Consider the following 11210-nt stretch of genomic DNA (forward strand, 5'->3'; position numbering starts at 1 on the left):
ACGCCCGGTGGCTATACAATGTCGGTGGCGATGACCAACTGCGGCCATCTGGGCTGGACGACGGATCAGCATGGCTATCTTTATTCTCCGTTTGATCCACTCACCGGCACGCACTGGCCGCCGCTGCCGGATGCGTTCGCTGATTTGTGCCAACAGGCGGCGACGGCGGCGGGCTATGCTGATTTTCAACCCGATGCCTGCCTGATTAACCGCTACACGCCAGGGGCAAAACTGTCCTTACATCAGGATAAAGACGAGCCCGACCTGCGGGCGCCGATTGTCTCTGTATCGCTGGGGCTGCCAGCCATCTTTCAATTTGGCGGCTTGCGCCGTAATGACCCTTTAAAGCGTTTACTGCTGGAACACGGCGATGTCGTGGTGTGGGGCGGTAATTCGCGGCTGTTTTATCATGGGATCCAGCCGCTTAAGACGGGCTATCATCCGTTGACCGGAGACTGTCGTTACAACCTGACGTTTCGTCTGGCGGGTAAAAAAGAATAAAAATAAGAATTATTATTGCTGTCGACGAAGAGATGTTTAAACTGCGGGCTGTTATTACTTGTCCGGGTTGTTTGCATGGAACTTTTACTTCTTGTCTGGCGGCAGTATCGCTGGCCATTTATCAGCGTGATGGCGCTCAGCCTCGCCAGCGCCGCGTTGGGGATTGGGCTGATTGCGTTTATCAACCAGCGCTTGATCGAAACGGTCGACACCACGCTGATGGTGCTACCGGAGTTTCTTGGCCTGCTGCTGTTGTTGATGGTTGTCACCCTCGGTTCTCAGCTGGCGTTGACCACGCTGGGTCACCACTTTGTCTACCGCCTGCGTAGCGAATTTATCAAACGAATTCTGGATACTCACGTCGAGCGTATTGAACAGCTTGGCAGCGCCTCGTTGCTGGCCGGTTTAACCAGTGATATCCGCAACATCACCATCGCCTTTGTTCGTCTGCCTGAGCTGGTGCAGGGGATTATCCTGACCATAGGATCGGCGGCGTATCTGGCGATGCTGTCGACCAAAATGCTACTGGTAACGGCAATCTGGATGGCAATCACCATCTGGGGCGGATTTGTGCTGGTGGCGCGGGTGTATAAACACATGGCCACCTTGCGCGAAACTGAAGACAAGTTGTACAACGATTATCAGACTGTGCTGGAAGGGCGCAAAGAGCTGACGCTTAACCGCGAGCGCGCCGAGCATATCTTTAATCAGATGTACGTCCCGGATGCCAAAGAGTATCGCCACCATATTATCCGTGCCGATACCTTCCACCTGAGCGCGGTTAACTGGTCGAACATTATGATGCTGGGTGCCATTGGCCTGGTGTTCTGGATGGCTAACAGTCTGGGATGGGCTGATACCGCCGTGGCAGCGACCTATTCTCTGACGCTGTTATTCCTGCGAACACCGTTGCTTTCTGCCGTTGGCGCGCTGCCGACGCTGCTTACCGCGCAGGTGGCGTTCAACAAGCTGAATAAATTCGCACTGGCACCTTTTAAGGCCGAATTTCCACGCCCAACCGCGTTTCCCAACTGGCAAACGCTGGAGCTGCGCAACGTGGTTTTCCACTATCAGGATAATGCGTTTTCCGTAGGGCCGGTGAATCTGACGATTCATCGCGGTGAACTGATCTTTCTGATTGGCGGTAACGGTAGCGGGAAATCTACGCTGGCGATGTTACTGACCGGTCTGTACCAGCCGCAGTCAGGCGAAATATTGCTTGATGGTAAGGCCGTTGCCGTTGAAAAACCGGAAGACTACCGCAAGCTCTTCTCCGCCGTGTTTACCGACGTCTGGCTGTTCGACAAACTGCTGGGGCCGGAAGGTAAAGAGGCTAATCCGCAGCTGGTCGCGAAGTGGCTGGAACATCTGAAGATGGGTCATAAGCTGGAGCTGAGCGATGGTCGTATCCTCAATCTGAAGCTGTCGAAAGGGCAGAAGAAACGCGTGGCGCTGCTGCTGGCCCTGGCGGAGGAGCGCGACATCATTCTGCTGGATGAGTGGGCTGCCGATCAGGATCCCCATTTCCGCCGGGAGTTCTATCAGGTGTTATTGCCATTGATGCAGGAAATGGGGAAAACCATTTTCGCTATCAGCCACGACGATCATTATTTTATTCACGCCGACCGTCTGTTGGAAATGCGCAACGGACAGTTGAGTGAACTGTTGGGCGATGAACGTGACGCCGCCTCGCGCGACGCGGTGGCTCGCACAGCCTGATCCTTCGTGCCGCCGGTTTTTTAGCCACCCGGCGGCACTGTTTATTGTTATTTACATAAATCGGCATCATGATTAATGATATTTCATATCATGGATTTATGATTAATGTCTGTAATAAACAAAAACAGCGCCAGACTGCGTGATGAAGAGCGTGCGCGCCTCATCTGGCTGCTGACCACTGATAAAGCCATTATTTCAACGCTGTTGGGCAAGCTTACCCTGGCTGAGCAATATGACGTCGGTACGTTAGCCGACGATATTGCTGAGGTAGGGGCGCTGGTGGCCCACCTGCCACCGCCTGACCTCGCCGATACCCTCGAAGCTTTGCCGTCTGAAGAGCGCCACGCCCTGTGGCGACTGGTCGAAAATGAAAAGCGCGGTAACGTCTTGCTTGAGGCGTCTGAAAACGTCTGGGACGACCTGATCGATGAGATGAGCGACCGCGAGCTGCTGGATGCGCTGCAATATCTCGATATCGATGAACAGATTTACCTGGTGCAGCATTTGCCTCGTAACCTTACCGGTCGTCTGCTGGCGACGTTACCGGCAGAGGAGAGGACGCGCGTCCGCCAGGTGCTGCACTACGAGAAAAATAGCGTCGGCGCGATCATGGAGTTCGAGGTCATCACTGTGCGTCCGGACGTGACGCTGGAAGTGGTGCAACGCTATCTGCGGCGGCTGGGGAAAATGCCGGAGAACACCGATAAACTTTTCGTGACCGATCGCAATAAAGTGCTGGTTGGCGAACTGACGCTAACCTGCATTTTACTCAATGATGTGCAGCGAAAAGTCAGCGAGGTGATGGAAGATGACCCGCTCACCTTTTCTCCTGAAGATATCGCCGAAAACGCTGCGCGTACCTTCGAACGCGACAACCTGGTCAGCGCCGCGGTGGTTGACCCTTCCGGTAAACTGATGGGCCGTTTAACCATCGATGAGATCGTCGACGTTGTCTATGAAGAAACCGACACCGATCTGCGTCGAATGGGGGGCTTAAGCGCCGAAGAGGACGTGTTTGCGCCTGTTACCAAAGCGGTAAAAACCCGCTGGGCGTGGTTGGCCGTTAACCTCTGTACCGCCTTTATCGCCTCGCGGGTGATCGACGGCTTTGAACATACGATTTCGCAACTGGTGGCGCTGGCCTCGTTGATGCCGATTGTGGCGGGTATCGGCGGCAATACCGGGAATCAAACTATCACTATGATCGTCCGCGCACTGGCGCTGCAAAATATTCAGCCGGGGAACCTGACGTTTCTCATCCTGCGCGAGATGGGCGTGGCGCTAATCAACGGCCTCGTGTGGGGCGGGATTATGGGCGGAATTACCTGGTGGCTGTACGATGATATGGCGCTCGGTGGTGTGATGACTCTGGCGATGATGCTCAATCTACTGATGGCGGCGTTGATGGGGGTTATCATTCCGATGACGATGGTGAAGCTCGGGCGCGACCCGGCGGTCGGCTCGAGCGTCATGATAACCGCTATCACTGATACTGGTGGTTTCTTTATTTTTCTCGGTCTGGCAACGCTGTTTCTGATGTAGTTGTCCGTTTGCGTCTGACGATACGCGGCAGAATGAGCATCGTCATCACCCCGGCAACCACGCCAATCGCCAGGTTGCCGGTAGAAACCGTGGCAGCGACGGTCACCAGCATCACCAGCGTTTCAGTGACGGGCAGTTTCGTCAGCGTGGCAGGCTGGATGCTGTGCCAACTGAAGGTTTTTACCGCCACAATTACCATAATACCTGCCAGCACCGACATGGGTATTTCTGCCATCACTTCGCTTAACCCTGTGACTAACAGGAGTAATACCAGTCCGGCGGCAACCGTCGAGACGCGGCTGCGTCCTTTGCCCATCTCGACGTTAACGATGGTTTGACCAATCATCGCGCACCCGGCGATGCCGCCATAAAATCCGGCCAGAATATTGGCTATCCCCAGCCCGGCACTCTCGCGATTCTTATTCGACGGCGTAACCGTCAGGTCATCCACCAGACGGGCGGTTAACAACGACTCCATCAAACCAACAAAAGCGATACTTAGCGCGCAGGGCCAGATAATCGCCAGCGTTTGCAGGTTGAGCGGAACCAACAACTGGGTGAAACCCGGCAGGCCGCCGCTCATTGAACCTTCATCACCGACGGTCGGTAACAGTTGCCCGCTGGTGACAGTGAACACGGTTAGCAGCACGATGGCGATAAGCGGTGCGGGAATTGCTTTAATAAACCGCGGAACCCACAGCACAATCAGCAGCGTCAGGACAAACAGCCCCCAGATGAGCGGGCTTTTGCCCCAGAAATGCGGGACCTGGGCAAAGAAAATCAAAATCCCCAGCGCGTTAACAAAGCCGGTCATCACGGCCGTAGGGATGAATCGCATCAGACGTGCCATTCCCAATACACCAAATAGGATCTGAATCATCCCGGCCAGCACCACTGCAGGCAGGATGTATTGCACGCCGTGTTGATGCACCATCGGACCAATCACCAGCGCGACCGATCCTGCAGCGGCGGTAACCATTGCGGGACGACCGCCTAAAAAAGACATCGCCAGGCACAGTACGACAGAGGCGATCAAACTGACTTTAGGATCAACGCCTGCGATCACGGAAAACGAGATTACTTCCGGGATCAGCGCCAGGGCGGTTACCACACCGGCCAGCGTTTCGCGAACCAGCAGACGGGGTTGGCGGAGCACGGCACGGGTCGCGTGTTCAGCGACTGCGGCAGAGGAATGTTGAGTTGCAGACATAGTTACACTCAGGTCAAAAATGGCCTGATACAGCAGACCGACAGGCATCCGTGCGGTGAATAGCAAAGCGCAGCATAGTACCCGTCAGATGGACCGGTTTCCAGAAATGATTGTCAATAACCGCATAAACTATCAACGTATTAATAACATTTTTAAAAATTAAATATAATTTATAAACTTTATTTAATTATTTTTACTTAAGTGTTACCGTTGATGCCGCTCGATTTTCACCTGCATTAAAAGCAAAAAAGCGATACTAAAAGTAAGGCATTAACATTATGAAAAAAGTGACTGCCATGCTCTTCACCATGGCCGTTGGGCTGAATGTTGTCTCGATGGCGGCAAAAGCGAAAGCGGCGGAAGAGCAGGAAACGGATGTACTGTTGATTGGCGGCGGCATCATGAGCGCCACGCTGGGAACCTATTTACAGGAGCTGGAGCCGCAATGGTCAATGACCATGGTTGAGCGACTGGATGGTGTAGCACAGGAAAGCTCAAACGGCTGGAATAACGCCGGAACCGGCCACTCCGCACTGATGGAGCTGAACTACACGCCTAAAAAGGTCGACGGTAGCATCAGCATTGAAAAGGCAGTCGAAATTAACGAAGCCTTCCAGATTTCCCGCCAGTTTTGGGCCTATCAGGTCAATAATGGCGTAATGCATGAACCACGCTCGTTTATCACCACCGTTCCGCACATGAGTTTTGTCTGGGGTGACGAGAACGTGAACTTCCTGCGTGCCCGTTACACCGCACTGCAGCAGAGCACGCTGTTCCGTGGTATGCGCTATTCCGAAGACCACGCGCAGATCAAAGAGTGGGCGCCGCTGGTCATGGAAGGTCGCGATCCGCAGCAGAAAGTCGCAGCAACGCGTACCGAGATTGGTACTGACGTGAACTACGGCGAAATCACCCGCCAACTGATTACCTCATTGCAGAAAAAGCCCAACTTTGCGCTGCAGTTGAGCACCGAAGTGCGTGGCTTTAAGCGTAATGCCGACAATAGCTGGACTGTCACAGTCGCCGATCTGAAAAATAACGAAGCGGAACACGATATCAAGGCGAAGTTTGTCTTTATCGGTGCCGGTGGCGCTGCGCTGAAGCTGTTGCAGGAAACCGACATTCCGGAAGCGAAAGGCTATGCCGGATTCCCGGTTGGCGGGCAGTTCCTGGTTGCAGAAAATCCGGATGTGGTCAATCGCCACCTGGCGAAAGTGTACGGTCAGGCCTCCGTTGGCGCGCCGCCGATGTCTGTACCGCATATCGATACCCGTATCCTTGATGGCAAGCGCGTTGTGCTGTTTGGGCCATTCGCGACATTCTCCACCAAGTTCCTGAAGAATGGTTCATTGTGGGATCTGCTCAGCTCGACCACCACCTCGAATTTTATGCCGATGGTCAACGTGGGTCTGGATAACTTCGATCTGGTGAAATATCTGGTGAGCCAGGTGATGCTCAGCGACGACGACCGTTTTGCTGCGCTGCAAGAGTACTATCCACAGGCGAAAAAAGAAGACTGGCGTTTATGGCAGGCGGGCCAGCGTGTGCAGATCATCAAAAGCGATGCGGAGAAGGGCGGCGTGCTGCGTCTGGGCACTGAAGTCGTCAGCGATAAAGAAGGCACGATTGCAGCGCTGCTTGGAGCTTCTCCGGGCGCATCAACCGCGGCACCGATCATGCTGCATCTGATGGAAAAAGTGTTTAAAGATAAAGTAGCCAGCCCCGAGTGGCAGGCGAAGCTGAAAACCATTATTCCGTCTTATGGTACTAAGCTGAACGGTAACGTTGAGGCTACGGAACAAGAGTTGCAGTACACCAGTGAGGTTCTGGGTCTGAAATATGACAAGCCGCAGGTTGCTGATGAAGCACCGAAACCACAACTGAAACCTCAGGCACAACCGCAGCCTGAACAGAAAGCCGTTGCGGATATAGCGCTGTAAAATAAAATGCCGGATGGCGCTGCTGCGCTTATCCGGCATTGTTTATGCGTCTGTAGGCCGGATAAGGCGGTACGCTGCCATCCGGCACATTCTCACTTAGCGCGCGACTGCGTCCTGAATTTTGTCTTCCGCTTTCCAGATACGGTATTTAACGTCCACGTTTTCCGGGGTATAGACCACAATCGGCAGCTTGCTGTTGTAACGCAACATGCCGTCATCACCCAGATGCGCAGTAATGAATTTCTTCTCTTTCTTTCCGTCCGGACAAGCCATCATGGTTGAAACCGGAGACGTAACTTTGTCAAAGACATAGTAGTCATATCCCCAACCTTCCAGCGTTTTGCTGTCCAGTTCTCCGCCCAGGCGGTGTTGGTTACAGTCAACTTCCAGCGTTTGTCCGATCAGCAGTTCTACTTTCAGAGTAGATTCATCTTTCTCAGGGGTAAGCTGGATAACCTGGCGCTTCATACCCTTTTCTGCCTTGGGATAAGGGGCGACTTTTTCCAGCGGCTGAGCGGCGGTATCGTTACTGGCAGCCCATGCAGAGGTGCTGGCAAAGGCGGCGAAAAGTACGGCAGGGACAATTGTCTTCATCTTATTGTTCACAGTGTTTCCTTTCTTCTGTCTTATGAACGAGTCTGTAGCAGGTTAACATATTTGGATAATCTATTAATCTGGATTTACTTATATTTAAAGTGTAATAGGTAGAGTTTCGTTGCCATGGTAGCGATATATACTAGGAATTATCCTAATATTGAGATCTTTATCTTTTTGAATAAATCGTTATATACATTGTTATATAACTCATTGAAATGTGAGCAAAAGCGCATTTTTTCCCGCCAACTCAACACTCCTTTGATCCGGCAACAGCATTTACCCCAATTGGGGTATGCACCTCTAACACATCCTGAAATATCTTACGGCTAAAAATAACTACTCATAAATAGTGCAGTTTTTTATGTCGTTCAACCCGCCGAGGGAGGGCGTCATTATGGAAGGACAATGTCATGGTTGATTTATCCCGTCGAGGTATGTTGACAGGCAGTTGGCGAAACGCCAGCGCAGGGATCCGTCCGCCGTGGAGCAAGGAAGACTCTCACTTTCTGGCCCATTGCCTCCGTTGTGACGCCTGCATCCAGGCGTGCGAAACCGACATCCTGCAGCGAGGCCAGGGTGGTTACCCGAGCGTAAATTTCAAACACGGCGAGTGCAGCTTTTGCTATGCCTGCGCAGAAGCCTGTCCCGAATCACTTTTTCTTCCGCGCCACACCAGGGCATGGGATCTGAATTTTACGATTGGGGAAAACTGTCTCGCACATCAGTCCGTTGAATGTCACCGCTGTCAGGATAGCTGTGAGCCCATGGCAATAACCTTTCGTCCCACGCTGTCCGGCATTTATCAGCCGCAGCTCGACAATCAGGACTGTAACGGATGTGGCGCCTGTGTCGCTATCTGCCCGGTATCAGCCATTAACGCGGAGTACAACCATGGACAATAACTGGCAGGTCTGCAGCCTGGTCGTTCAGGCCAAAAGCCAGCATATCAACGATATCGCCACGCAGTTGCGTTCCTTTCCCGGTTGCGAAGTTGCACTCAGCGATGTGGAAAGTGGTCAGTTGATTGTGGTGGTGGAAGCTGAGCAAAGTGAAACGCTAATGAAAACAATTGAGTCAGTACGCAACGTTGCGGGCGTACTGGCGGTGTCGCTGGTTTATCACCAGCAGGATGAGCAAGGTGAGGAAACACCATGAAACTCAGTCGTCGTAGCTTTATGAAAGCTAACGCCGTTGCGGCCGCTGCGGCGGCTGCCGGGTTAAGCGTGCCGGGCGTTGCCCGCGCGGTAGTCGGTCAGCAAGAAGCCATTAAATGGGACAAAGCCCCGTGCCGTTTTTGCGGGACGGGCTGTGGCGTATTGGTCGGAACGCAGCAAGGGCGTGTTGTGGCATGCCAGGGCGATCCGGATGCGCCGGTTAACCGTGGGCTCAACTGCATCAAAGGTTACTTCCTGCCGAAAATCATGTACGGAAAAGACCGTTTAACGCAGCCGATGCTGCGCATGAAAGACGGCAAGTATCACAAAGAAGGCGAGTTCACCCCGATTAGCTGGGACCAGGCCTTTGACGTGATGGAAGAGAAATTCAAAACGTCGATGAAAGAGAAAGGCCCTGAGTCTATCGGTATGTTCGGCTCTGGCCAGTGGACGATTTGGGAAGGTTATGCCGCTGCCAAATTGTTTAAAGCGGGTTTCCGTTCCAATAACATCGACCCGAACGCACGTCACTGCATGGCCTCAGCGGTAGTCGGCTTTATGCGTACCTTCGGTATGGATGAACCGATGGGCTGCTATGACGATATCGAACATGCCGATGCCTTCGTCTTGTGGGGCGCGAATATGGCGGAGATGCACCCGATCCTGTGGTCGCGCATCACCAACCGTCGTCTGTCCGATCCTAACGTGAACGTCGCGGTTCTCTCCACCTTCCAGCACCGCAGCTTTGAGCTGGCGGATAACGGTATGGTCTTCACGCCGCAAACCGATCTGGTGATCCTCAACTACATCGCGAACTACATCATTCAAAACAATGCGATTAACCAGGATTTCTTTAGCAAGCACGTTAACCTGCGTAAAGGCGTGACGGACATCGGCTACGGTCTGCGTCCAACCCATCCGCTGGAAAAAGCGGCGAAAAACCCGGGATCCGATGCTTCTGAACCGATGAGCTTTGAGGATTACAAAGCCTTCGTTGCTGAGTACACGCTGGATAAAACCGCCGAAATGACCGGCGTACCGAAAGATCAACTGGAACAGCTGGCGCAACTGTATGCCGATCCGAAGAAAAAAGTCATCTCCTACTGGACGATGGGCTTTAACCAGCACACCCGCGGCGTGTGGGCCAACAACCTGGTCTATAACCTGCACTTGCTGACTGGCAAAATCTCCCAGCCAGGCTGCGGCCCGTTCTCTCTGACCGGCCAGCCTTCAGCCTGCGGCACCGCGCGTGAAGTCGGTACGTTCTCCCACCGTCTGCCTGCGGACATGGTGGTAACGAACGAAAAACACCGCGATATCTGTGAGAAGCACTGGAATATTCCGTCAGGGACCATTCCGGCAAAAGTTGGTCTGCACGCCGTGGCGCAAGACCGCGCGCTGAAAGATGGCAAGCTCAATGTCTACTGGGCGATGTGTACTAACAACATGCAGGCCGGTCCGAACATCAACGAAGAGCGTATGCCGGGCTGGCGTGATCCGCGTAACTTCATCATTGTCTCCGATCCGTACCCGACGATCAGCGCCCTGTCGGCTGACCTGATCCTGCCGACCGCAATGTGGGTAGAGAAAGAAGGCGCCTACGGGAACGCGGAACGCCGTACACAGTTCTGGCGTCAGCAAATTAAAGCGCCGGGCGAATCGAAATCGGATCTGTGGCAACTGGTGCAGTTCTCTCGTCGCTTCAAAACAGAAGAAGTATGGCCGGAAGAGCTGCTGGCACAAAAACCGGAACTGCGCGGTAAAACGCTGTATGACGTGCTGTTTGCTACGCCAGCAGTAACGAAATTCCCAGTGACTGAACTGGCTGAAGATCAACTGAACGATGAATCCCGCGAGCTGGGCTTCTATCTGCAAAAAGGCTTGTTCGAAGAGTACGCCTGGTTTGGCCGCGGTCACGGGCACGATCTTGCGCCATTTGACGATTACCACAAAGCGCGCGGTTTACGCTGGCCGGTCGTTGAGGGTAAAGAGACCCAGTGGCGCTACAGCGAAGGCAACGACCCTTACGTGAAAGCAGGTGAAAGCTACAAGTTCTACGGTAAACCGGACGGTAAAGCGGTTATCTTCGCGCTGCCATTTGAGCCTGCTGCTGAAGCGCCGGATAAAGAATATGACCTGTGGCTGTCTACCGGACGTGTGCTGGAACACTGGCATACCGGCAGTATGACGCGTCGTGTGCCTGAACTACACCGTGCATTCCCGGAAGCCGTGCTGTTTATCCACCCGCTGGATGCAAAAGCACGCGATCTGCGCCGTGGCGATAAGGTCAAAGTGATTTCCCGTCGTGGCGAAGTGATTTCGATTGTTGAAACACGCGGTCGTAACCGTCCGCCGCAGGGGCTGGTGTACATGCCGTTCTTCGATGCCGCACAACTGGTGAATAACCTGACGCTGGATGCGACGGATCCGCTCTCCAAAGAGACGGATTTCAAGAAGTGCGCCGTGAAACTGGCGAAGGTGTAACGCGTTATGTCCCGGTCAGCAAAACCCCAAAATGGCCGCCGCCGCTTTCTGCGCGATATGGTT

The 11210-nt window shown here is 53.5% G+C and carries 8 protein-coding genes and 1 pseudogene; 7 read left to right on the forward strand and 2 right to left on the reverse strand.

What is annotated here, in order from left to right; translation table 11 throughout:
• The 3 genes and pseudogenes from alkB to mgtE all read left to right on the forward strand — a co-directional run.
• Positions 1-541: pseudogene (gene alkB, locus FDW94_RS09140) on the forward strand (DNA oxidative demethylase AlkB); the annotation flags it as partial.
• Positions 542-576: 35 nt separating this feature from the next.
• The gene (locus FDW94_RS09145) at positions 577-2220 is read left to right on the forward strand and encodes a multidrug ABC transporter permease/ATP-binding protein (protein WP_003834645.1); all 1644 of its coding nucleotides are present in this window, start codon (positions 577-579) and stop codon (positions 2218-2220) included.
• Positions 2221-2325: 105 nt separating this feature from the next.
• Positions 2326-3762 (forward strand): magnesium transporter, encoded by a 1437-nt coding sequence (gene mgtE, locus FDW94_RS09150; RefSeq protein ID WP_008785304.1) that lies wholly within the window; start codon positions 2326-2328, stop codon positions 3760-3762.
• Here the strand turns inward: mgtE and FDW94_RS09155 are convergent.
• Complete coding sequence (locus tag FDW94_RS09155) at positions 3725-4972, reverse strand: SulP family inorganic anion transporter (RefSeq protein ID WP_137377471.1); 1248 nt, start codon at positions 4970-4972, stop codon at positions 3725-3727. The two genes, mgtE and FDW94_RS09155, sit on opposite strands and share 38 nt — an antisense overlap.
• Before the next feature lie 278 nt (positions 4973-5250).
• Between FDW94_RS09155 and mqo the strand changes: the two genes are divergently transcribed.
• A complete protein-coding gene (gene mqo, locus FDW94_RS09160; RefSeq protein ID WP_100272100.1) occupies positions 5251-6912 on the forward strand; it encodes a malate dehydrogenase (quinone) in 1662 nt (553 codons plus the stop codon).
• 96 nt (positions 6913-7008) lie between these two features.
• Here the strand turns inward: mqo and eco are convergent, their stop codons facing one another.
• A complete protein-coding gene (eco, locus tag FDW94_RS09165; RefSeq protein WP_048216405.1) occupies positions 7009-7506 on the reverse strand; it encodes a serine protease inhibitor ecotin in 498 nt (165 codons plus the stop codon).
• A 413-nt stretch (positions 7507-7919) separates the two neighbouring features.
• Between eco and napF the strand changes: the two genes are divergently transcribed.
• The 3 genes from napF to napA are packed head-to-tail and all read left to right on the forward strand — an operon-like array spanning position 7920 to position 11147.
• Positions 7920-8411 carry a ferredoxin-type protein NapF gene (gene napF, locus FDW94_RS09170; protein ID WP_003027564.1) on the forward strand — a complete coding sequence of 164 codons (492 nt, stop codon included), beginning with the start codon at positions 7920-7922 and terminating at the stop codon, positions 8409-8411.
• Positions 8401-8664, forward strand: coding sequence for a chaperone NapD (gene napD, locus FDW94_RS09175; RefSeq protein ID WP_003027560.1), 264 nt, complete (start codon positions 8401-8403; stop codon positions 8662-8664). The genes napF and napD overlap by 11 nt, the downstream gene beginning before the upstream one ends.
• Complete coding sequence (gene napA / locus FDW94_RS09180; protein WP_008785300.1) at positions 8661-11147, forward strand: nitrate reductase catalytic subunit NapA; 2487 nt, start codon at positions 8661-8663, stop codon at positions 11145-11147. The genes napD and napA overlap by 4 nt, the downstream gene beginning before the upstream one ends.
• The last annotated feature ends 63 nt before the right edge of the window (positions 11148-11210 follow it).

Origin of the sequence: Citrobacter sp. wls757, assembly GCF_005280935.1 — a bacterium.
In the GTDB taxonomy this organism is placed as follows: Bacteria; Pseudomonadota; Gammaproteobacteria; order Enterobacterales; family Enterobacteriaceae; genus Citrobacter; species Citrobacter portucalensis.